At 62.3% G+C, this 20,733-nt stretch carries 23 protein-coding genes; 10 read left to right on the forward strand and 13 right to left on the reverse strand.

From position 1 onward, the window contains the following. Nucleotides 1–6: 6 nt before the first annotated feature. From VGO04_RS02930 to VGO04_RS02960, 7 genes are all read right to left on the reverse strand, one after another. Nucleotides 7–771, reverse strand: coding sequence for an ABC transporter ATP-binding protein (locus VGO04_RS02930; protein ID WP_327494465.1), 765 nt, complete (start codon nucleotides 769–771; stop codon nucleotides 7–9). 15 nt (nucleotides 772–786) lie between these two features. Then, the gene (locus VGO04_RS02935; RefSeq protein WP_327494466.1) at nucleotides 787–1,488 is read right to left on the reverse strand and encodes an ABC transporter permease subunit; all 702 of its coding nucleotides are present in this window, start codon (nucleotides 1,486–1,488) and stop codon (nucleotides 787–789) included. Then, nucleotides 1,488–2,201, reverse strand: coding sequence for an ABC transporter permease subunit (locus VGO04_RS02940; RefSeq protein ID WP_327494467.1), 714 nt, complete (start codon nucleotides 2,199–2,201; stop codon nucleotides 1,488–1,490). The genes VGO04_RS02935 and VGO04_RS02940 overlap by 1 nt, the downstream gene beginning before the upstream one ends. A gap of 151 nt (nucleotides 2,202–2,352) precedes the next feature. Continuing rightward, complete coding sequence (locus tag VGO04_RS02945; protein WP_327494468.1) at nucleotides 2,353–3,153, reverse strand: transporter substrate-binding domain-containing protein; 801 nt, start codon at nucleotides 3,151–3,153, stop codon at nucleotides 2,353–2,355. A gap of 29 nt (nucleotides 3,154–3,182) precedes the next feature. Then, the gene (locus tag VGO04_RS02950) at nucleotides 3,183–3,986 is read right to left on the reverse strand and encodes a dimethylarginine dimethylaminohydrolase family protein (RefSeq protein WP_327494469.1); all 804 of its coding nucleotides are present in this window, start codon (nucleotides 3,984–3,986) and stop codon (nucleotides 3,183–3,185) included. Nucleotides 3,987–4,017: 31 nt separating this feature from the next. Beyond that, complete coding sequence (gene ctlX, locus VGO04_RS02955; protein ID WP_327494470.1) at nucleotides 4,018–4,989, reverse strand: citrulline utilization hydrolase CtlX; 972 nt, start codon at nucleotides 4,987–4,989, stop codon at nucleotides 4,018–4,020. A gap of 1 nt (nucleotide 4,990) precedes the next feature. Beyond that, on the reverse strand, nucleotides 4,991–6,073 hold the full coding sequence (locus VGO04_RS02960; RefSeq protein ID WP_327494487.1) for an ornithine cyclodeaminase: 1,083 nt from the start codon (nucleotides 6,071–6,073) through the stop codon (nucleotides 4,991–4,993). 92 nt (nucleotides 6,074–6,165) lie between these two features. Between VGO04_RS02960 and VGO04_RS02965 the strand changes: the two genes are divergently transcribed. The 5 genes from VGO04_RS02965 (at nucleotide 6,166) to VGO04_RS02985 (ending at nucleotide 9,700) form a co-directional block, all read left to right on the forward strand. Next, nucleotides 6,166–6,591, forward strand: coding sequence for an Lrp/AsnC family transcriptional regulator (locus tag VGO04_RS02965; RefSeq protein WP_043613515.1), 426 nt, complete (start codon nucleotides 6,166–6,168; stop codon nucleotides 6,589–6,591). Nucleotides 6,592–6,643: 52 nt separating this feature from the next. After that, complete coding sequence (locus tag VGO04_RS02970; RefSeq protein WP_327494471.1) at nucleotides 6,644–7,165, forward strand: hypothetical protein; 522 nt, start codon at nucleotides 6,644–6,646, stop codon at nucleotides 7,163–7,165. A gap of 56 nt (nucleotides 7,166–7,221) precedes the next feature. Continuing rightward, nucleotides 7,222–7,749, forward strand: coding sequence for an N-acetyltransferase (locus VGO04_RS02975; protein ID WP_327494472.1), 528 nt, complete (start codon nucleotides 7,222–7,224; stop codon nucleotides 7,747–7,749). Between the two features lie 53 nt (nucleotides 7,750–7,802). Then, nucleotides 7,803–8,219, forward strand: a complete 417-nt coding sequence (locus VGO04_RS02980; RefSeq protein WP_327494473.1) for a MarR family winged helix-turn-helix transcriptional regulator — start codon at nucleotides 7,803–7,805, stop codon at nucleotides 8,217–8,219. Nucleotides 8,220–8,404: 185 nt separating this feature from the next. Further along, the gene (locus VGO04_RS02985) at nucleotides 8,405–9,700 is read left to right on the forward strand and encodes an MFS transporter (RefSeq protein WP_327494474.1); all 1,296 of its coding nucleotides are present in this window, start codon (nucleotides 8,405–8,407) and stop codon (nucleotides 9,698–9,700) included. A gap of 58 nt (nucleotides 9,701–9,758) precedes the next feature. Here the strand turns inward: VGO04_RS02985 and VGO04_RS02990 are convergent, their stop codons facing one another. From VGO04_RS02990 to VGO04_RS03000, 3 genes are all read right to left on the reverse strand, one after another. Further along, entirely contained in the window at nucleotides 9,759–10,187 is a 429-nt protein-coding gene (locus VGO04_RS02990; protein WP_327494475.1) for an OsmC family protein, read from the reverse strand. A gap of 122 nt (nucleotides 10,188–10,309) precedes the next feature. Further along, nucleotides 10,310–11,899, reverse strand: a complete 1,590-nt coding sequence (locus VGO04_RS02995; protein ID WP_327494476.1) for an ABC transporter substrate-binding protein — start codon at nucleotides 11,897–11,899, stop codon at nucleotides 10,310–10,312. A gap of 10 nt (nucleotides 11,900–11,909) precedes the next feature. Further along, on the reverse strand, nucleotides 11,910–12,599 hold the full coding sequence (locus VGO04_RS03000; protein ID WP_327494477.1) for an XRE family transcriptional regulator: 690 nt from the start codon (nucleotides 12,597–12,599) through the stop codon (nucleotides 11,910–11,912). A gap of 201 nt (nucleotides 12,600–12,800) precedes the next feature. On the opposite strand from VGO04_RS03000, the gene VGO04_RS03005 reads away from it, so the two are divergent. Genes VGO04_RS03005 through VGO04_RS03025 form a run of 5 tightly spaced genes read left to right on the forward strand, consistent with a single transcriptional unit; the run spans nucleotide 12,801 to nucleotide 16,841 of the window. Next, a complete protein-coding gene (locus VGO04_RS03005; RefSeq protein ID WP_327494488.1) occupies nucleotides 12,801–13,793 on the forward strand; it encodes an ABC transporter permease in 993 nt (330 codons plus the stop codon). Nucleotides 13,794–13,806: 13 nt separating this feature from the next. Beyond that, nucleotides 13,807–14,712 carry an ABC transporter permease gene (locus VGO04_RS03010; protein WP_327494478.1) on the forward strand — a complete coding sequence of 302 codons (906 nt, stop codon included), beginning with the start codon at nucleotides 13,807–13,809 and terminating at the stop codon, nucleotides 14,710–14,712. Beyond that, entirely contained in the window at nucleotides 14,712–15,545 is an 834-nt protein-coding gene (locus VGO04_RS03015) for an ABC transporter ATP-binding protein (protein ID WP_327494479.1), read from the forward strand. Before VGO04_RS03010 ends, VGO04_RS03015 begins: the two co-directional genes overlap by 1 nt. Further along, nucleotides 15,542–16,282, forward strand: coding sequence for an ABC transporter ATP-binding protein (locus VGO04_RS03020; protein ID WP_327494480.1), 741 nt, complete (start codon nucleotides 15,542–15,544; stop codon nucleotides 16,280–16,282). The genes VGO04_RS03015 and VGO04_RS03020 overlap by 4 nt, the downstream gene beginning before the upstream one ends. 52 nt (nucleotides 16,283–16,334) lie before the next feature. Next, nucleotides 16,335–16,841 (forward strand): GAF domain-containing protein, encoded by a 507-nt coding sequence (locus tag VGO04_RS03025; RefSeq protein WP_327494481.1) that lies wholly within the window; start codon nucleotides 16,335–16,337, stop codon nucleotides 16,839–16,841. Between the two features lie 146 nt (nucleotides 16,842–16,987). On the opposite strand, the gene VGO04_RS03030 is transcribed toward VGO04_RS03025, so the two are convergent. The 3 genes from VGO04_RS03030 to VGO04_RS03040 all read right to left on the reverse strand — a co-directional run bounded on the left by VGO04_RS03030 (nucleotide 16,988) and on the right by VGO04_RS03040 (nucleotide 20,687). Further along, nucleotides 16,988–18,079 (reverse strand): sn-glycerol-3-phosphate ABC transporter ATP-binding protein UgpC, encoded by a 1,092-nt coding sequence (locus VGO04_RS03030; protein WP_327494482.1) that lies wholly within the window; start codon nucleotides 18,077–18,079, stop codon nucleotides 16,988–16,990. Between the two features lie 84 nt (nucleotides 18,080–18,163). Next, nucleotides 18,164–19,618 (reverse strand): extracellular solute-binding protein, encoded by a 1,455-nt coding sequence (locus VGO04_RS03035; protein WP_327494483.1) that lies wholly within the window; start codon nucleotides 19,616–19,618, stop codon nucleotides 18,164–18,166. Nucleotides 19,619–19,658: 40 nt separating this feature from the next. Beyond that, complete coding sequence (locus VGO04_RS03040; RefSeq protein ID WP_327494484.1) at nucleotides 19,659–20,687, reverse strand: carbohydrate ABC transporter permease; 1,029 nt, start codon at nucleotides 20,685–20,687, stop codon at nucleotides 19,659–19,661. Nucleotides 20,688–20,733 lie beyond the last annotated feature (46 nt).

Here is a 20,733-nt window from a genome sequence, read left to right on the forward strand (position 1 = left end):
GCCTCCTCAAGCCATCTGCAGAAACTGGCGCAGCCGCGCCGATTGCGGGTCACGCATCATCTGCGACGGCGCGCCGCGTTCTTCGACCAGGCCCTTGTGCAGGAAGATGACTTCGCTGGAGATATCACGGGCGAGTGACATTTCGTGGGTGACCATCACCATGGTGCGGCCTTCCTCGGCAAGCTTCTTGATGACGAGCAGCACTTCGTTGACGAGCTCCGGATCGAGCGCCGAAGTCGGCTCGTCGAAGAGCATGACCTCCGGCTTCATCGCCAGCGCCCGGGCTATCGCCGCGCGCTGCTGCTGGCCGCCCGAGAGCTGGTTCGGATAATGGTCGCGCTTCGGCGTGATGCCGACCTTTTCCATCAAGAGCTCGGCTTCGCCGATCGCGTCCTTGCGGGCCATGCCGAGCACATGGATCGGCCCTTCGATGATGTTTTCGAGAATGGTCTTGTGGGACCAGAGATTGAAGCTCTGGAACACCATGCCAAGGCGAGTGCGGATATGCTCGAGCTGCCGCTTGTCGGCGGCGTGGAACTTGCCGTCCTTGCCCTTGACGGTGCGGATCACCTCGCCCGAGACGGAGATCTGCCCCTCGTCCGGCGTCTCCAGATAGTTGATGCAGCGCAGAAGCGTACTCTTGCCCGAACCGCTGCTGCCGATCAGCGATATGACGTCGCCGGACTTTGCTTCGAAGGATACGCCTTTCAGCACCTCGACGGATCCGAAGCTCTTGTGAATATTGTCTACGGAAAGCGCAATTGCAGCCATGTCCGTTCCTCCTCGTTAAGCCTTCGCCGTGCGGTAGCGGGTGAGCCGCTTCTCGACCACGCCCATGACGCGGGTCAGGATGAAGACGACGGTGAAATAGATGATGCCTGCGGCAATCAACGGTTCGAAGATCAGAAGCGACTGGCGCTGCAGCATGCGGGCGGTGCCCATGACCTCGAGGATGGTGATGGTCGAGGCGAGTGATGTCGTCTTCAACAGGATGATCAGGTCACCCGTCAAAACCGGCAGGCACGAGCGGAGCGCCTGCGGCAAGGTGATGCGACGAAGGATCATCGAAGAGCGCATGCCGATCGACTTTGCCGCCTCGATCTGGCCGCGCGGGATCGCCTTGATCGCGCCGCGGATGACCTCGGCATTATAGGACGCCTGGTTGAGGCTAAGCGCGAAGATCGCATACCAGAGGCCATCGCGAAGATAGGGCCAGAGGAAGCTGTGGCGCACCCAGGTGCCGGGCAGGATCTGCCCGAGGCCGTAGTAGATCAGATAGATCTGCACCAGCAGTGGCGTTCCCCGGAAGGCGAAGGTGAAGACATAGGCCGGGACCGAGAGGACCCGGCGGCCGGACAGTCGGGCGAGCGCCACGAGCGTGCCGATGACGAGGCCGAAGACGCCGGCAACGGCCGTCAGAAGCAGGGTCAGCGGCGTCGCCTTGATCAGCGCCGGCAGGAAGCCGATGACGTTGGAGATCGTTTCCATCAGTTGTGCCCCCGATTGAGGCGGCGCTCGATCTGAGCAATCACCAGGACGGAAACGAGCGTGATCGCCAGGAACAGGATGGCCGTCAGCCCGTAGAAGAAGATGTATTGCTTGGTGCCTGCGGCCGCGCGGTAACCGGTGTAGAGCAGCTCGCTGAACGAGCCGAGCACGCTGATGATGGCGCTTTCCTTGGTGATCGATAGCCAGAGATTGCCCATGCCGGGCACGGCGTGGCGCATCATCTGCGGGAAGACGATGCGGGTGAAGATCTTCTGCCTGTTCATGCCGATCGAGACGGCGGCCTCGATCTGGCCCGGCGGCACGGCGAGATAGGCCGAGCGCAGCACCTCGGTCATGAAGGCGCCGGAAACGAATGCGAGTGCGATGATCGCAGCCCAGAACGAGCTGAACTGGAAGGTTTCAGCCACGAGCCCAAAGTGCTTCAACAGGCGTTCCGCACCGCTTGCGACCGAGAAATAGAGAAGCAGGATGACGAGCAGCTCGGGCAGCGAGCGCACAACCGTCGTGTAGATATCGGCAAGGAACCGCGGGAACCGGTGCTTCGACAGTTTGCCCGCCGCCCCCAGGAAACCGAAGAGAACCGCAACCGCATAGGCGACCACGGAGACCTGCAGGGTCATCAAGAGGCCCCAGGCGAAATCGTCGCCCCAGCCCTCGCCGCCCCAGGCAAGCAATTGCCAGTAATAGTCCATCCGTCGTTACCTGTTCCCGATTGTCACGTCAGCCCGGCGCCGCCCGTCCGAGCAGAGGTCGCCATCGCAGTGGCCGCGGTGATGCCCCGGCGCTGCGGCCGGTTGTGGCGAATGAGGGCGGCGAGCTGGCCGCCGCCCTCGGAAATACGGCTTACTTCTTGCCGAAGATCCACTTGTCGACGAGCCTCTGCGTCGTGCCGTCCTTTTCAAGCGCGGCAAGACCGGCATTGACCTTGTCGAGCGTCGCCGCGTCGCCCTTGCGCACGGCATAGGCAACACCTTCGCCGAGCGTGACGTTCTTCGGCACCTCGACCTTGACCTCGTAGTCGGCGCCCTCAGGCGACTTCAGGAGGGTCTGGATGTAGAGGTCCGGGATCAGCACGTAGTCGACACGGCCGGCAATGAGGTCGGCGACAGAGTTGTCGGCGGTGTCATAGCTCTTGGCTTCGGCACCCGTGAGGTACTTGGCGACGTAGGCCGACTGCACGCTGGAGGTCTGGACGCCGATGATCTTGCCCTCGACACTTGCCGGATCGATGATCTTACCCGAGCCGTCAGCCGCGTCGGCGGTCTTGATCTCGCTGGTGTCGCCCTTAGAGCCAACGAAAGACGTTCCCTCGGTGTAGTAGGGCGTCGAGAAGTCGACGACCTGGCGACGTTCGTCGGTGATCGAGAAGGCGCCGATGATGAAGTCGACCTTGTTCTCCTTCAGCGACGGGATGAGACCATCCCATGCCATCTGGTTGATGTCGCACTTCACGGCCATCTTTTCGCAGAGTGCGCGGGAAAGATCGGCTTCGAGGCCTTCCCATTCGCCACCAGAGTTCACCTGGGTGAAGGGCATGTAGGGTTCCGGCGTCATGCCGAGGCGCAGCGTGTCCTCGGCAAATGCGCTGCCTGCAGCCATGGAAAGGGCGATCCCTGCGAACAGGGCGGTCTTCAACGTCTTCATTTTGTTTCCTCCTCGGGGATTGCGTCGGATCAGAGCGTGTTGCTGAACCAGCGCAGCGACATGCAGGAAAGACCTGCGTCGATCTTGCCGATCTCCGTCGTCTTCATCGGCACGACCTTGTAGCCGAGCTTGTCGAGCATCTCGATCGTGCGCGGGAAGTCGGAACCGACCATGACGACGTCGTTGACGCGCAGCGCGTTTGCCGCCGGCTCTTCGCCTTCAGGAATGATCACCTGCTTGAAGCGCTCGAAAGCGCCGGACTTGGCAAGGCGTGCGGTCGAAAGCACGGTCTCGTCGTCGAGCAGCGAGCAATCGGTCTTGAAGTGCAGAACGCCTTCCGGGGTCGCGACGATCTCGCTCTTGCGGCCGAGCTTGGCAAGGCAAGCCTGCAATGCTTCGGCGCCCACCTTGTTGGTGCGGGCCGAAAGTCCGATCATGACGCTTTCGCGGGTGGTCAGAACGTCGCCGCCATCGGCAAAGCCGTTGCCCGGCAGATCGAGCACGGTCTCGAACATGGCGCGCAGAGTCGGTTCGATTTCCGGCGTCTCCTTGACGCGGGTTTCCGCACCCGGACGCAGCAGGATTGCGCCTTCGGTGAAGACCAGCGCGGGATCTTCGACGAAGATCGAATCCGGGAAAGCTTCGAGCGCCGGCAGCACCGTCACCTTCACGCCCGCGTCCTTCATCGCCGCGATGTAGGCGTCGTGTTCGGCCTTCACGCCTTCAAAGGTGGGGTTGCCGCGATCGTCGGCACGCAGGCCGTTGACGACCGACTTCGACGGGGTGCGAACGATGATGTTGTTGAACTGGTAGACGGGGCGTGACTGCGACATTTGTAGGACCTTTGGCTTGGATGAGGTGCTTCTATCGATCGGATGTGGCGGCGTAAAGCTTTTGCGTACCGGCCGGTTCTCTTCGTGACAAATGAACGCCGGCGAGCATGCAGCGCACGGAACCGCCGGCAAGCTCGATGGTCGGAACGTCGAACGCGAGGACGCAGGCGGACGCTTCGAGCGCCTTGATCTGGTCGGGGCGGAGCGAGGCGAGCGCGCGGGCAGACATGACCACGACGCGACCGTCGGCGCCATCCAGCTCGATGGCGTTGCCGGCGAAATTCTCGATCTGATCGAGTGTCAGATCAATCACCTGGCGGCCGGTTTCCTCGAGGCGCGCGCAGATTTCCTGGCGGCGGGCGACGTCCGGGATCATGCTCGTTCCGATCAGAGCAAACTCCGTGCCGATGCACATCAGGACATTGGTGTGATAGATCGAGTTGCCTTGGCGGTCGACAGCACCGAAGATCATCGGCTCGAAATTGAAGTGGGTGCAGAAACGCTCCAGCGCCACTTCGTTGGTGCGGTTGGAGCGCGCGGCATAGGCGACGCGGCCGATATGGTCGAGAACCATGGCGCCGGTGCCTTCAAGATAGACGCCGTCCTTTTCGAGGCCGGAATAGTCGATCACGTCCTGAACACGGTACTCGGTCTTCAGCATCTCGATGATGTCGGCGCGGCGCTCGCTCTGGCGGCTTTCCGAATACATCGGATAAATAGCCACATGGCCGCCCGCATGGGTCGAGAACCAGTTGTTCGGGAAAACCGAGTCGGGACGGGTCGTCGTCTCATCTTCAAAGAGATGGACCGCAACGCCGGCATCCGAAAGCCCGTCGGCCATACGGCTGACTTCGTCAAAGGCGGCCTTGGCGATCGCCGTCGGCTGTCGTGCCTCGTCGGTCGCCTGGAAGGCGTTGTCCTTCGCCGTCATCGGGTTCGGGCCAAAATGGTGGGGGCGGATCATCACGACGCCCTTCGGCGCCTGTACGGACAGTCTCTTCATGTTATGCAGCGCTCCGCTCGGCAGGGGCCGCCGGCTGCTGCCGGAACAGGCCGTAGAGATCGCGCGGATGGTCCGGCTGGGTCGTCAGATCGAGCTCGGTATAGAACGCGGTGCCCTGGATCTTGTCGCGCAGGAAGCGCAGCGCCGAGAAATCTTCGGTGGCAAAGCCGACGGAATCGAAGATGGTGATCTGGGCGCTCGAGCGGCGGCCTTCGGCTTCACCGGCAATCACCTGCCAGAGTTCGGTCACCGGGAAATCCGGCGCCATCTGCTGGATCTCGCCCTCGATGCGGGTCTGCTCCGGATATTCGACGAAGACGTCGGCGCGGCGGAGAATGTCGCCCTGCAATTCGGTCTTGCCTGGGCAGTCGCCGCCGACCGCGTTGATGTGAACGCCGGCACCGACCATGTTGTCGGAGAGGATCGTGGCGTTACGCTTGTCGGCTGTGACCGTCGTGATGATGTCGGCGCCGGATACCGCTTCTTCAGCGGTGGCGGCAACGACGATCTCAAAATCCATGTCGGCGAGGTTGTTGCAGAACTTGTCGGCGGCTTCCGCGTCGATATCGAAGACCTGCAGCCGCTTGACGCCGAGAAGGGCGCGGAATGCGAGCGCCTGGAATTCCGACTGGGCGCCGAGGCCGATGATCGCCATCGAACGGGCGTCGGGCCGCGCGAGATACTTGGCCGCGAGCGCCGAGGTGGCAGCCGTCCTCAGGCCCGTCATGATCGTCATTTCGGAAACGAGACAGGGATAGCCGGTGCTGACGTCGGAGAGGACACCGAAGGCAGTGACCGTCTGCAACCCGACATTCGGGTTCTTCGGATGGCCATTGACGTATTTGAAGCCGTAATGCTCGCCGTCCGACGTCGGCATCAGTTCGATGACGCCGGTCTTCGAATGGCTCGCAAGCCGCGGCGTTTTTTCGAATGCGTTCCACCGGCGGAAATCATCCTCGATGTATTCCGCAAGACCCACAAGGAACGTCTCAATGCCGATCGATTTGACCAGCTCGATTACGTTGCCGACACCGACATACTGAACCACGTTTAAAACTCCATCGGAGAAATTCGATGAAGTCAGCCTAGGCAGGCAAGAAGTGAGTTGAAATTTTAAACTTGCTCAAAATTGACGGAGATATTGAGCAATTTGCGCAATCGTAATATACAGATTTCATGCATATCTTCGATGACCTCGATCACCAGCTCATCTCGCTATTGCGAGAAGACGGCCGCGCGCCCTACTCCAAGATCGCCGCCGTGCTTGGCATTTCGAGGGCGACCGTGCAGACGCGGATCGATCGGCTGCTCGAAAGCGGAGCGGTGCTCGGCTTCACCCTGCGCGTGCGGCAGGATTATGACGATCGCGCCATCCGTGCGATCATGATGATCGAGGTCAGCGGCCGCAACACCACCAAGGTGATCAAGTACCTGCGCGGCCTGCCCGAACTTTACGCCCTTCACACGACCAATGGCGGCTGGGACCTTGTCGCCGAAATCCGCGCCAACAGCCTCAGCGATTTCGACCGCATCCTGCGCGAAGTGCGCGATGTCGACGGCGTGTCGAACAGCGAGACGAGCATCCTGCTCAGCACCGTTTGATCCCATTCTCACAAGCGCGCCAGCCGCGCAGCATTCAAAGACAGGCAAGACCGTGAGCCATATCCCGCACATCGACTACGACACCGCATCAGACGAAATCCGCGCCGCCCACGACGAGGAAGTGCGGGTGCGTGGACGCATGACCAACATGAAGCGCACACTTCTGCATTCGCCGGTTGCGCACCGCATTTACGCGGAATGGTTCACGCTGCGCGAGGAACTGCGACCCGCCCTCAACGACCGGGAGATCTGGTTCCTCTCCCATTCGATCTCCGAAGCAATGAAATCCCCGATCGCCATGGGTTTCTTCCGTCGCGCCTTCGCCAACGCCGGTATCGACTTTCACACCGTCCAACCGACCGAGGACGAACAACGGCTGGTCGCCTTCGGCCATGCGATCGTTGCCGACAGCAATGCCGTCCCCGAGGAGATCTGGATCGGCCTGAAGGCGCGATACGACGCCAAGGCCCTGGTCGACCTCGTCGCCTTCTCCGGCATCATGGTCGCGACCGCCCTCTTCAACAATGTCGTCGAGGTCGAGTTCGATAGGGAACTCGAACCGTTTGTCGACTGACAGGCGGACTGCCGTCCCTCCCATTGGCCAATGCCGAGAACCTGAAAGTCGAGACCGTGATCAGACGCGCAACGCTTGAGGATGCATCCAGCCTCGCCGCCATCAGCCTTGAGGTCTGGCTCAACACCTACATCCGCGACGGCGTCAACGCGTTCTTTGCCGACTATGCGCTCGAGGCGTTTACCGCCGGGCGCTTCAGGGACGTTCTGTCCCGCGAAACCGAGATCCTGTGGGTTTCTGAGAACAAGGTGGGGATCGACGGCTTCTTGCGCATGTCGTTGAACTCCACGGCCCCGGTCGACGTTGCCTCGGACCTCGAAATTGCAACGCTCTATGTGCAGCCGCGCCACCACGGTCGCGGCGTGGGCAAGAGACTGCTTGCGACCGGCCTTGAATTCTGCCGGGACGCTGAGCGGCCGAGCACCTGGCTCGCGGTCAACGTCGAAAACGACAAGGCCGCATCCTTCTACCTTGCGAACGGCTTCGAGAAGGTCGGGGAAACCCATTTCCGGATTGGCGACCAGGCCTATCTGAACGACGTTCTGCGGTTCTCCTTTGAAAAAGAGCGCGCTGTGAACGCCTAGCGCGCGACGATCCGTGCTCCAATCTTCTCAACCGAATGCTTGACGCCTCGCCAATGCGTGTATATACACACGTCATGGCTCGTTGTTATTGTGCACTCTTACGCAAGGCTACCCGGAGAACGACGTCGATCTACGACGACGCGCTGCAACCGGTTGGCCTCAACCTCGCCCAGTTCAGTCTGCTTCGGCACATCGCGCGCGACGAGCCGATTTCCATGACCGAGCTTGGCCGCAAGATCGAACTCGAGCGCTCGACGGTCAGCCGTAACGTCAAGGTTCTGGAAGGAATGGGCTTGGCGGCAACGGGCAGCGGAAAGGACCAAAGGGAGGCCACTGTCGGACTGACCGAAAGCGGCCGCCAGATTCTCATTGACGGCGCTCCGCTTTGGCAGGCGGCACAGGACAAGATCGAGGCGCGATTGGGGCCGGACGCGGCCGCCCAGCTGGAAGATCTGCTGCTGGCACTCTAACGCATTGAACCGATAGACTTTTCCCGCATCAAGTGATCGCACTTGAGCGCGAAGGCGTTCGACATCCTGGTTTGCCAGGAGCCGGTAATACGCCGCCAAACCAAGCATGAGCGTGCGAAATGCGCTGCGAAAGCCTGCGCACCCCTTTCGCGCACCCTAAAAACACGGACAGAAGGAAATCGACGATGCTCGGTCCGGCGCTTGCGCGTTATCTTGCCAGACACAACATTCACTACGGCTGGGCCATGGCCGCCGTCACCTTTCTCGTCATGCTGTCAACCGCCGGCGCCATGGGCTCGGCCGGCGTGCTGATCAAGCCGCTTGAAACCGAATTCGGCTGGTCGAACGCCGAGATCTCGATGGCGCTGGCGATCCGGCTTTGCCTGTTCGGTCTGCTTGGCCCGTTTGCCGCCTCGTTCATGAACCATTTTGGCGTCAGGCAAGTCGTTTCCACCGCGCTCATACTGATCCTCGCGGGGATCGCCGCCTCGTTCTACATGACGGAACTCTGGCATCTCGTTGCGCTCTGGGGCGTCGTCCTCGGCGTCGGCACCGGCATGACCGCGCTGGTCCTCGGCGCCACCATCGCCACGCGCTGGTTCGACATGCGACGCGGGCTCGTCGTCGGTCTGATGACCGCCAGCAACGCCACCGGCCAGCTCGTCTTCCAGCCGCTGCTTGCGTCCCTCACCGAAACGATCGGCTGGCGCTCGGCCCTGACGCTCGTCATCGTCGTTCTGACGGCCGCTTTCGCCCTGGTGCTCTTGTTCATGCAGGACCGGCCGAGCGATCTCGGCCTTGCGCCCTACGGCGGCAAGCAGGTCGTTCCCGCACCGGCAAGGGCCCAGAATTTCGGTGCGCTGCTGATGGCGCCGATTCGAGCCCTCGGCGATGCCGCAAAGACCAACACCTTCTGGGTGCTCTTTGCCACCTTCTTCGTCTGCGGCTTCAGCACCAACGGCCTGATCCAGACCCATTGGGTGTCGATCTGCGGTGACGTCGGCATTGCTGCCGTCGGTGCGGCCAGCTTCCTCGCCCTGATCGGCCTGTTCGACCTGATCGGCACCGTCGGCTCCGGCTGGCTGTCCGACCGCTACGACAATCGCTGGCTGCTGTTCTGGTTCTACGGCTTGCGCGGCCTGTCGCTGATGTTCCTGCCGTTCAGCGGCTTCAATATCTACACCCTGTCGCTGTTTGCGGTCTTCTATGGCCTCGACTGGGTCGCAACGGTTCCGCCAACCGTCAAACTTGCGGCCGAACGTTTCGGCCCGGAACGGGCCGCGCTTGTCTTCGGCTGGATTTTTGCCGGCCACCAGCTTGGTGCAGCCAGCGCCGCGTTCCTGGCAGGTGCGAGCCGGACGTCGCTCGAGACCTATACGCCGGCGCTGCTGGCCGCCGGCGCGCTCTGTGTCGTCGCAGCACTACTGGTGCTCACCATCGGCCGGCGCCAACCGTCAGGGCTGGCAGCGCAACCCGCGTAATTTGTGCGAGCGCACGTCAAAAGGGCCGGCCGCCAAAGCAGCCGGCTCTTTTTCATGGTCAGGATACGAACTCGGTCACGAATTCCGGATTGCCGCGGATGGTGTTGCTGACGGTGCAGATCTCGTTTTCGGCCGCTTCCGCAATTGCATGACGGACCGCATCGTCGAAGTCGCCCTTGATGTCGAAGACGATCTTGAACGTGGCGACACGCGACGGTTCGTCATGCGCTTTCTCGCCAGTCACTTTGGCGCTCACCTCCGTCAGCCGATCGAGCACGCCGTAACGGCTGGCAGCGATGCGTGCGCTCAGCACCAGGCAGCTTGCGAGCGACGCATAGAGCAGGTCGAGCGGACCATAACCGGCCTGCGACGGGCCGGTGACGATATCGAGTTCACCGCCAGTCACCGAGGTCACATGCGGAAAGCCCGTCTTGCCGACGACCGCCGTTGCCCCGGTTTCCCGCGTTCTAACCTTCACATCCGCCATTTCACAAAACCTTCCAGAACTTTCAAAACCGATCGGTAGAAACACGTCGCCCCGGGCTGCAAGGCCCAGGGCGTTTGATATGTGCGCCTTTTGGGATCGGCGCAAGGGTGACCGCAAGTGGATCAGTTCTTCTTCACCAGGCGGTAGAAGACGAAGTCCGAAGTGGCGCCGTTGACGTAGCCTTCGACCTTGTCCTTCATCGCGACCTGGGTCGCGGCCTGGAACATGATCACGATCGGCGACTTTTCCTGCACCTTGCGCTGCAGGTCGACATAGAGCGCGTCGCGCTTGGCCGGATCGGCTTCCTTGAGCGCTGCCTTGGTCGCCTCGTTGAGTTCGGCCGGAACCGCCCAGCCGTTACGCCAGGTGGTCGTCGACTGATACTTGTCGTCGGCGTTGTCTTCGTTATAGGCAAAGGCCTTGGCGTTCGAATGCGGGTCCATGAAATCCGGGCCCCAATAGAGAAGCATGGCTTCATGCGTGCGGGCGCGGTACTTGGTGATCACCTGGCTGCCGGTGCCCGGGATGATCTCGAAGTTGATGCCGGCTTCGGCGAACGACGCCTGCAGCGACTGCGCCATGTCGGTGAACGGCGTCGAGTTGATGACGTCGAGGGTCACCTTGATCGGCGTCTTGATGCCGGCGTCGGCAAGGATCTTCTTCGCCTTTTCGACGTCGTAGCTATAAGGCGTTTCGTCGAGCGAGCCCGGGAAGCCCTTCGGCCAGAAGGCCTGGTGGACATCCATCTGGCCCTTGAGGAAGCTGTCGGTCATGCCCTTGTAATCGACGAGATAGCGGGCGGCTTCCCAGACGGCCGGCGGCTGCAGGGCCGCGTCCTTCTGGTTGAACGACAGGAAGTGCACGGCCGCCTGCGGGTAGGATTCGACCTTCACACCGTCCTTGCCTTCGAGACCCGATACCTGGTCCGGCGTCAGGTTCTTCGCCATGTCGACGTCGCCGGTCTGCAGCATCAGCTGCTGGGTGGCCGCTTCAGCCACGTGGCGGATGATGACGCCCTTGATCGCCGGAGCGCCGCCGAAGTAGGTCGGGTTGCTGGCAAGGTTCAAGAGTTCGCCGGCGCGGAAGGCTTTGAGCACGAAGGGACCGGTACCGGCCGAATTGGCCTTCAGCCAGGCATTGCCGAAGTCGCCATCGGCCTCGTTAGCCTTGACGGTTTCCGCATCGACGACGGAGGCCGGACGGGCGGCAAGAACGTTGAGAACGAAGGCCGACGAGAAGTCGCCTTCGTACTTGATCGTGACCTTGTTGCCGTCGGCGGTCACCATCTTGTCGATGTTTTCGGGCGTCCAGCCGAGCTGCGTCAGGATGAAGGCCGGTGCCTTGTTGAGCACGACGACGCGCTTGAAGGAGTAGACGACATCTTCGCCGCGCAGCGGGTTTCCGGAGGTGAAGGTGACGCCATCACGCAGCGTGAAGGTGATCGTCTTGGCGGCATCGTCGGCCGTCCATTCGGAGGCAAGGCCCGGCGCCAGCTTCTTCACGTCGGGGGCATCGTACTGTACCAGGCGGTCATAGGTCTGGGTGACGTATTCGCCGGAGGAAAACTCGTAGGCTTCGGCCGGGTCGATGCTGACGATGTCGTCGATGTTCTGGGCGACGACCAGCACTTCGGCCGGGGTTTCAGCGAGTGCGGCCGGCGCCACGCTCAGCATAAGGGACGCCGCGAGAGCCGCGGCCTTGAACATTCTCATCATCATTCTCCTATTTTCGATGAGGCTTGGTTTTTGTCGTCGCCGGCTTCGGGAGCGCCTGCGGCGCGCCGGTCTCGTTGGATTGGGAAGCGCGCGGCCGGAACAGCGGCAAGGTGCCGGTCCAGATCAGCCGCACGGGCTTGTCCGTCTTATTCCACCAATAGTGGGGCTGGATACCTCGGAAATGCAGGCCATCGCCTGGCGTGAGCATGGTGTCGTCGCCGTCGAGCCCGAACAGGATTTCGCCCTCGAGCATGTAAACGAGCTCTTCCCCCTCATGGCTGAAGACCTCCGAACGGTGCCCCGGCGGGATGGTAATGACGAAACTCGAAAGCTGGTTGCCGGCAAAATCCGCACCGATCCGCTCATAGGAAACCGGCGAGCCTCCGACCGAAAAGACCATGCGCCCTTCTGCACGCGACAGGCCGGTGTCGATCGCCGGCGCGAGGATGAAATGGTTGAGTTCGGCGCCCAGCCCTTGAGCAATCTGGGCCAGCGTACCGAGCGACGGCATGGCGAGATCGCGTTCGATCTGGCTGAGATAGCCGACCGAAACGCCCGCCGCGTCGCTCAACGACTGCAATGTCATATGCATCTGCCGCCGGCGCGTGCGCACCAGGGCACCCACCTTCGGTTGCCCTGCCACGGACTTACCTGAAACGGCCTGCGCATCCTCCGACGCATCGCTCACAGCGGTCATCCCTCCCATTTCCGCCCCAGTAAAATTTTTTTGATTTAAGCAAACTTATTTATATACTCCAAGCGAATTTTTGCGGTATCGACAATTCAGACCGCAAGCGAGAAGGGATGGAATCGCCACGTGGCAAACGACAGCACGACAGCAGCCGCGCCGGCACGCCGCGCCGCGAGACCGAGCCGGAGCCGGCAGCGCCTCACCTCATTGGCAGGCTTTCTTGTTACCCTCGCGGTGACCTTCCTCGGTTTGCTCGCCATCACCTTCTTCATCGGCCGCATCGTGCCGATCGACCCGGTTCTGGCTGTCGTCGGCGACCGTGCACCGGTCGCAGTTTACGAGCGCGTCCGCCAGGAAATGGGTCTCGACCAGCCGCTGATCACCCAGTTCGTGAGCTATGTCGGCGACGTCGCCACGGGTAATTTCGGCACCTCGGTCTCGACCGGCAAACCTGTTATCGAGGACCTTGCCCGCGTGTTCCCGGCGACGCTCGAAATGGCGACGCTCGGCATTATTCTCGGCGTGCTGATCGGCGTGCCGCTCGGCGTTTTTGCCGCCGCCCGCCGCGGCTCGTGGCTTGATCAGGGCATCCGCGTCATCGGCCTTCTCGGCTATTCCGTGCCCGCCTTCTGGCTCGGCCTCGTCGGCCTTGCGGTTTTCTACGCGAAGCTGAAATGGGTGGGCGGCCCGGGCCGTGTCGATATCTTCTATGACGGCATGGTCTCGCCGGTGACCGGCCTGATCCTCATCGACAGCATCATCGCCGGCGAGTGGGAGATCTTCCGCAACGCCGTCTGGCACCTGATCCTGCCGGCCTCCTGCCTCGGCTTCTTCTCGCTCGCCTACATCGCCCGCATGACGCGCTCCTTCATGCTCGACCAGTTGAGCCAGGAATATGTGACAACGGCGCGCGTCAAGGGCGTGCCGGAGCGCCTGGTCATCTGGCGTCATGCCTTCCGGCCGATCCGCGTGCCGCTGATCACCGTCATCGGGCTCTCCTATGCCGGCCTGCTTGAAGGCTCCGTCATGATCGAGACGATCTTCTCGTGGCCCGGTATCGGCAACTACCTGACCGTCGCCCTGCTCAACGCCGACATGGCGGCCGTGCTCGGCTCGACCCTTGTCATCGGCGCGGTTTTCATCGGCATCAACAAGATTTCGGACGTGCTCTACCGCGTGCTCGATCCGCGTGCACGCTAAGGAGGAGGCGGACATGACCACTTTTCGCGACTGGCTGATCGACGACAGCCCCTCCTCGCCGATGCAGGCACGCCTCGGCCGCTTCTACCGCATCTTCGGCGCGCTGATGCGCAATCCGCTGGCCGTCGTCGGCGGCGTCATCATCCTCGTTCTGGTGCTGACCGCCCTCTTTGCCCCGTGGCTCGCAACCCACGATCCGCTGCGCCAGTCGCTCGGCGAACGCCTGCTGCCGCCGAGTGCCGCCCACTGGATGGGAACCGACGAGCTCGGCCGCGACATCTGGTCCCGCGTCGTTTACGGCTCACGCATCACGCTGGCGATCGTCACGCTCGTCGCCGTGCTCGCAGCACCCGCCGGTCTGGTGATCGGCGTTGCCGCAGGCTACTTCGGCGGCTGGGTCGACCGCATCCTCATGGGCATCACCGACGTCTTCCTGTCGTTGCCTAAGCTGATCCTGGCACTTGCCTTCGTTGCGGCCCTCGGTCCGGGCATCGAGAACGCGATCATCGCCATCGCCATCACCTCCTGGCCCGGATATGCCCGGGTGGCGCGCGCCGAAACGCTGACCTTCAAGAACTCCGAGTTCATCTCGGCGGTCCGTCTGCTGGGTGCTTCCAGCCTGCGGGTCAACCTCGGCCACGTGCTGCCGCTCTGCACCTCCTCGATGATCGTGCGTGTCACGCTCGACATGGCCGGCATCATCCTGACGGCCGCGGGTCTCGGCTTTATCGGCCTTGGCGCCCAGCCGCCGTTGCCTGAATGGGGTGCGATGATCTCGCGCGGCCGCTCGTTCATTCTCGACCAGTGGTGGGTTGCGACCATGCCGGGCTTTGCCATCATCCTCGTCAGCCTCGGGTTCTGCTTCCTCGGTGATGGCCTGCGTGACGTGCTCGATCCGAAGAGCGGGGAGCAGCGCTGATGACAAACCTTCTCGAAGTCGAAAACCTGCGCGTCACCTTCCCCACACCCCGTGGTGATCTCGACGTCGTACGCGGTATTTCCTTCACGCTCGGCCGCGAGCGCCTCGGCATCGTTGGCGAGAGCGGCTCGGGCAAATCGATGACCGGCCGGTCGATCCTGCAGCTGATCCGCGCGCCGGGCCGGGTCACCGCCGACAAGCTTGTCTTCGACGGCATTGACCTTCTGAAGCAGTCCGAGCGACAGATGCGCGCCATCCGCGGTGCCCGCATCTCGATGGTGATGCAGGACCCGAAGTTCTCGCTGAACCCGGTCATGACCATCGGCGAGCAGATTGCCGAGGCGCTGCTGACGCACCAGAAGCTGCCGCGCCGCGAGGTCAACGCCCGCATGCTCGCCATGCTGGAATCGGTGCGCATCGCCGATCCGGAGCGCGTTGCCAAGCTCTATCCGCACGAAGTCTCCGGCGGCATGGGCCAGCGCGTGATGATCGCCATGATGCTGATCCCCGAGCCGGACCTGCTGATCGCCGACGAGCCGACCTCGGCGCTCGACGTCTCGGTCCAGGCGCAGGTGCTCGACATCATTGACGAGTTGGTGAAGCGCAAGGGCATGGGGCTGATCTTCATCAGCCATGACCTCAACCTCGTCTCCAGTTACTGCGACCGCATTCTCGTGATGAACACCGGCGAGGTGGTCGAGGAATGCAAGGCCGGCGAGCTGATGGCAGCCAAGCACCCCTATACGCGCGGGCTGATCGCCTCGATCCCGCGCCTCGATGAAACACGCGACGAGCTGCCGGTGCTTGACCGCAGCGCATGGGCCAAGTCATGACCGCGCTTTCTCTGAAGAACCTCGACATCTCCTATGGCGACGTGCAGATCACCCACGACGTCAATCTCGACATCGCCGACGGCGAGAGCTTTGCCCTTGTGGGCGAAAGCGGCTCGGGCAAATCGACGGTGCTGAAGGCGATCGCCGGCCTCGCGCCGGAATGGTCGGGCGAAATCACAGTGCTCGGTTCACCCCGCGGCCACGGCATCGACCGCGCTTTCTCGCGCCAGTGCCAGATGGTGTTCCAGGACCCCTACGGTTCGCTGCATCCGCGCAAGACCGTCGACGCGACCCTCGGCGAAGCACTGACGATCCACGGCATCGGCGACCGCAATGCCCGGATCGAGGAGGTGATGACGTCGGTCGGCCTCGACCGCAAGTTCCGCTTCCGCTTTCCGCACCAGCTTTCGGGCGGTCAGCGCCAGCGCGTCGCGATCGCCCGCGCCCTCATGCTGAAGCCGAAGGTGCTTCTGCTCGACGAGCCGACGTCGGCGCTCGACGTCTCGGTGCAGGCCGAAATCCTCAACCTGTTGAAGCGCCTGAGGCGCGAACAGAACCTCACCTTCCTGATGGTCACCCACAATCTGGCCGTCGTCTCCTTCCTCTGCGACCGCCTCGCCGTCATGCGTCAGGGCCGCATCGTCGAAGTCGCCGACGTCGCCGATCTCAAGCGCGGCGACCTGAAGGAAGCCTATTCGCGCGAGCTGATGCAGATCAGCGCCGCGCATGCCAACTAGAGCGGGACATCGTAGATCCGCCCTACAAATCGAGTAACTGCAAGGACATAGCATGAACAGTGAACAGATCGCTGCCGCGCTGGCGGAATTCGACGCGGCGATTGCCAAGACCACCGATGCCGATGCGGTATGGACCGCGCTGCAGACGCTTAGCCGCCAGATCATCGGCGCCAAGCTCTTCACCATCATGACGGTCGACATGGTCAACGAAGTCGCCCGCCGCGCCTACACCTCACATCCCGAGGAATATCCGACCTCCGGCACCAAGCCGATCCGCTACGACAGCTGGTTCGACATCGTGCACAAGGCGCACCAGACCTTCGTCGCCAACACGATCGTCGACATCTCCAAGGTCTTCGGCGACCACGAAACCATCTGGTCGCTCGGCTGCGGCTCGGTCGCCAATATCCCGGTCGTGGTCGGTGGCGAACTGCTCGGCACGGTCAACTGCCTCGACGTAGAGCACCACTACACGCCGGAGCGCGTGGCGCTTTCCAAGCACCTGGAAATGCCGGCGAAGCTCGCTTTCCTCGCCGCCGCGCGCGCCGAGCAGAAGTAATATTCAGAGCCGAAGGCATCACCGCCTTCGGCTCTGTCTTTCGGTCTGACTGTTTCATTGCTTCTTCGGAACAGTGAACCAGTCTATCTCTTTGAAAAGACGCAATTCCGGGCGGAAAACCGTTTCAAACTTTTCCTGGAACTGCTCTACCGACCGATCGCCGTCCCTGTTTCCTTCAGGAAGAAATGCATCTTTTCCGCCTCGATCGGCACTTCGATCTGATCGTCGGGGCCGATACGTGACGCAGCGTGAACCTGTGCGGTGAAGGCGCCCTGTCCCACCCTGCCGAGCGCCAGCGTGTGCGGCCCGAGCGGCTCGACGTCGCGCACCGTGAGCTTCACGGTCGGCGCCCCAATATCCGCCGCCATCGTGTGCTCAGGACGAATACCGAGCACGACGTCCTTGCCGGCAAACGTGGCGAGCTTTTCCGCGCGGCTCTGCGGAACCGCAATTGCAACATCGCCCTCCGCCCGGAACGTCAACCCGCCGTCGCCGCGCTCAAGCCGACCTTCGATGAAATTCATGCTGGGCGCGCCGATGAAGGCGGCGACGAAGAGATTGGCGGGCTGCTCGTAGAGCGTGATCGGATCGGCCGCCTGTTCGATGCGCCCCTGGTTCATGACGACGACCCGGTCTGCCATGGTCATGGCTTCCACCTGATCGTGCGTGACGTAGACGGCAGTCGTCTGAAGGCGTCGGTGCAACAATTTGATTTCCGTGCGCATTTCAATGCGCAGCTTGGCGTCGAGATTGGACAGCGGCTCGTCGAACAGAAAGACATCCGGCTGGCGCACGATCGCCCGGCCGATCGCGACGCGCTGGCGCTGGCCGCCCGATAGCGCGCTCGGCTTGCGGTTGAGATATGCGCCAAGATTGAGAATGCGCGCGGCGTCCGCCACGGCCTTGTCGATCTCTGCCTTGGGCGTGCCGCGCACCTTCATGCCGTAGCCGATGTTTTCGGCAACGGTCATGTGCGGATAGAGCGCGTAGTTCTGAAACACCATCGAGCAATTGCGCAAACCGGGGCGCAGATCCGTCACGTCGCGATCGCCGATCCGGATCGAACCCGACGACGCGGTTTCGAGACCGGCGATCATCCGAAGCGTCGTCGTCTTGCCGCAGCCGGACGGCCCGACGAGCACCACGAACTCGCGATCGGCAATCTGAAGATCGAGCGGCGGAATGACCGTGACGTTCCCGAAGGACTTGGTGATCTGCTCCAGTCGGACCTGTGACATGCGAAAACCCTTGCTGCTGTCGGTGCCCGGTCGCACCGGGACGGTGGCGCCCGCCCCGATCGTCTCGGGGCGGGCGTGGTCATGTTACTGCTGTGGCAGGCCCATCGAGGCACGATAGGCGGCGAGCTGCTTGTCGCGGCCGAACTCGTCGGTCAGCTTGTTCCACTGCTCGGCGACGCTATCGAGCGCCTGTTGCGGCGTCACTTCACCGGCAAGCGCCTTGGAAAGCTCGATTTCCAGCACTTCGGTGTAGGAGAAGTAACCGGGCAGACGCATGTCGAGCGCGATGTTCTTGGCCGTCACCGCGTCCTTCTGCGCACCGAGATATTCCTTCGCCTCACGCTCGGAGAAGATCTTCGACCAGAGATCGAGGTTGGTCGTGTGCGAGATGCGGTAGGGGTTGACGCCGGTGCCGCCGGTGATCGCCGCCTGGCCGGAAACGGCCGGGCTCGTCAGGTACTGGATATAGTTCCAGGCTGCCTCTTGTTTGGTCGAGGTTGCGGGCACCGCCGCCTGCCAGCCGCCGAAGGCCATGAACGAGGTCTGGACGACGTGGTCGAACTTGTCCCACTTCTTGGTCTTGTAGTTCCAGATCTCGTCGGAGCCCGGCAGCGACGCCGAACCGACATTGCCGGCGACCTTCGACTGCTTCGGATCGGCGCCGATGACACCGGTGTCACCCCAGCCGATCGATTCCGCCACCTGACCGCCGGCAAAGGCGGCGTTCACTTCACCGAAGGAGAAGTTCAGCGCATTCGGCGGCGCGAGCTTGGAGGCGCGGATATATTCCTCGAGGCCGCGAACCCAGCCGGGATTGTTGACCTGAGCGTCCATCGTCTCGGGATTGAAGAACATCGCGCCCGGATTGTCCGGGTGGCTGGTATAGCCTGCGACATGGCTGAACAGGAACCAGAACTGCTGGCCGCCGCGACGGAAGGCCTCCGCCGTGCCCCAGAGGTTGTTGGCCGGCTGGTTGAAGTATTCGGCGATGTCGAGATACTGTTTCCAGGTCTTCGGCGGCGCCAGGTCGTAGCCATACTTTTCCTTGAAGGCCTTCTGGTTATCGGCGTTTTCAAAGAGGTCGATGCGGTAACTGTAGGTATGGGCGTCGCCGTCCATCGTCTGCGACAGAACCTTGCCGTTCCAGACCATCAACTGTTCGCGGTAAACCGGGGCTATGTCGTCCCAGTCTGCGCCCTTCTGCATGTCCGCCGGCATTTCCGACAGGAAGTCGGTAAAGTCGGGCGCCCAGGCGGGAGCAAAGGCGATGACGTCGAAGGCGTCTTCGCCTGATGTCAGCGAGGTCACGATCTTCGGATAGAGTTCCGACCACGGGAACTCGACGACCTTGACCTTGCCGCAGGTCTTTTCTTCCCAGCCCTTGGCCGCAAGCTGCAGCGCCGAGGCGATGTAAGGGCCGGTCTGGGTGGTCGCCGTCAGTTCGACGCCGGTGTAATCCGGATCGCAGGCAAGCGCCGTTCCGGCACTCCCCGATGCAAGTGCGGCAAGCGATGCAGATGCCAGTAGCAATTTCCTCATTCTATCCTCCTGTTGAATGAATTCATGCCAAAGCGGTTGATTACTTGATTGCTCCCAGAAGCAGGCCGGAGCGCATGAGCCGGCTTAGAAGCCCGGCCATGACCATCATCGGGATGATGGCAACGAGCGCGGCAGCGGAAATCGCCCACCATTCATCACCACGCTGGCTGTTCTGGCCGGCAACGAGAATGGGCAGCGTCTGCCATTTGGAATTGGTGAGAAACAGCGCGAACAGGAACTCGTTCCACACGAACGCGAGCGTGATCATGAAGGTGGCGATCAGCCCCGGCTTCGACATCGGCAGGACGATGCCGAAGAAGATGCGCCAGGAGGGAACGTTGTCGACCATGGCCGCTTCCTCGACCTCGACCGGCAGCGCCTCGAAGAAGTCGCGCATCAGCCAGATGACGATCGGCAGCGAAAACGCGATATAGGCGAAGGTGAGGCCGATGTAGCTGTCGACCAGCTTGAAGCCGAGTTTGCCCATCTCCGTGTACATCAGGTAGAGCGCGAAGGCTGCGACGATCGGCGGGAACATGCGCTGGCTGACGAACCAGAAGACGATGTCGTTGTTGCCGAGCTCCGGCCCCGGCAGACGGAATCGGCTGGAAAGGACCGCAAGCGCGAGCGCTGCAACGAAGGAATAGACCAGCGAGATGCCCTGGCCGTAGCCCAGCACATGACGGCCGAGAAGGAAGCCGCCGAAGGCGATGACCACGAAGATCAGTGTCGACAGCAGCTTGAAGCGGAAGGTGAAGCGCACCAGCGCATAGGCGGCCATCGCGCCGATGAAGGTCGCCGCAATCGATGCCGAAAGCCCGATGATCGTCGACGCCCAGAAGGTGTTGAAGAACTGCCCGCGCTGGCCCGACAGAAGCTCGCTCCAGGCCGTCAAGCTCGGCTCGAAATCGACGAAGGGCAGATAGGTCGGACCGCCGACGACGGCGATCGGTGTCTTGAACGAGGTGATCAGCACCCAGTAGAGCGGAAAGAAGGTGATGGCGAGCCAGATGAGGCAGCCGCCGAGCGCCAGCCAGCGCCCTTTTCCCTTGAGAGTGCGCACGCTCATTTGTGCTTCTCCAGATAGGGCTTGAGGATGGCGAGATAGACGAGGC

This window comes from Ensifer sp., from assembly GCF_035999185.1.
GTDB lineage: Bacteria > Pseudomonadota > Alphaproteobacteria > Rhizobiales > Rhizobiaceae > Ensifer.

Bases quoted from the DNA above. Each gene is read 5' to 3' on its own strand.
- VGO04_RS02930 (WP_327494465.1), bottom strand. From the start codon at position 771: ATGGCTGCAATTGCGCTTTCCGTAGACAATATTCACAAGAGCTTCGGA.
- VGO04_RS02935 (WP_327494466.1), bottom strand. From the start codon at position 1,488: ATGGAAACGATCTCCAACGTCATCGGCTTCCTGCCGGCGCTGATCAAG.
- VGO04_RS02940 (WP_327494467.1), bottom strand. From the start codon at position 2,201: ATGGACTATTACTGGCAATTGCTTGCCTGGGGCGGCGAGGGCTGGGGC.
- VGO04_RS02945 (WP_327494468.1), bottom strand. From the start codon at position 3,153: ATGAAGACGTTGAAGACCGCCCTGTTCGCAGGGATCGCCCTTTCCATG.
- VGO04_RS02950 (WP_327494469.1), bottom strand. From the start codon at position 3,986: ATGTCGCAGTCACGCCCCGTCTACCAGTTCAACAACATCATCGTTCGC.
- ctlX (WP_327494470.1), bottom strand. From the start codon at position 4,989: ATGAAGAGACTGTCCGTACAGGCGCCGAAGGGCGTCGTGATGATCCGC.
- VGO04_RS02965 (WP_043613515.1), top strand. From the start codon at position 6,166: ATGCATATCTTCGATGACCTCGATCACCAGCTCATCTCGCTATTGCGA.
- VGO04_RS02980 (WP_327494473.1), top strand. From the start codon at position 7,803: ATGCGTGTATATACACACGTCATGGCTCGTTGTTATTGTGCACTCTTA.
- VGO04_RS02985 (WP_327494474.1), top strand. From the start codon at position 8,405: ATGCTCGGTCCGGCGCTTGCGCGTTATCTTGCCAGACACAACATTCAC.
- VGO04_RS02990 (WP_327494475.1), bottom strand. From the start codon at position 10,187: ATGGCGGATGTGAAGGTTAGAACGCGGGAAACCGGGGCAACGGCGGTC.
- VGO04_RS02995 (WP_327494476.1), bottom strand. From the start codon at position 11,899: ATGAGAATGTTCAAGGCCGCGGCTCTCGCGGCGTCCCTTATGCTGAGC.
- VGO04_RS03000 (WP_327494477.1), bottom strand. From the start codon at position 12,599: ATGACCGCTGTGAGCGATGCGTCGGAGGATGCGCAGGCCGTTTCAGGT.
- VGO04_RS03010 (WP_327494478.1), top strand. From the start codon at position 13,807: ATGACCACTTTTCGCGACTGGCTGATCGACGACAGCCCCTCCTCGCCG.
- VGO04_RS03015 (WP_327494479.1), top strand. From the start codon at position 14,712: ATGACAAACCTTCTCGAAGTCGAAAACCTGCGCGTCACCTTCCCCACA.
- VGO04_RS03020 (WP_327494480.1), top strand. From the start codon at position 15,542: ATGACCGCGCTTTCTCTGAAGAACCTCGACATCTCCTATGGCGACGTG.
- VGO04_RS03025 (WP_327494481.1), top strand. From the start codon at position 16,335: ATGAACAGTGAACAGATCGCTGCCGCGCTGGCGGAATTCGACGCGGCG.
- VGO04_RS03030 (WP_327494482.1), bottom strand. From the start codon at position 18,079: ATGTCACAGGTCCGACTGGAGCAGATCACCAAGTCCTTCGGGAACGTC.
- VGO04_RS03035 (WP_327494483.1), bottom strand. From the start codon at position 19,618: ATGAGGAAATTGCTACTGGCATCTGCATCGCTTGCCGCACTTGCATCG.
- VGO04_RS03040 (WP_327494484.1), bottom strand. From the start codon at position 20,687: ATGAGCGTGCGCACTCTCAAGGGAAAAGGGCGCTGGCTGGCGCTCGGC.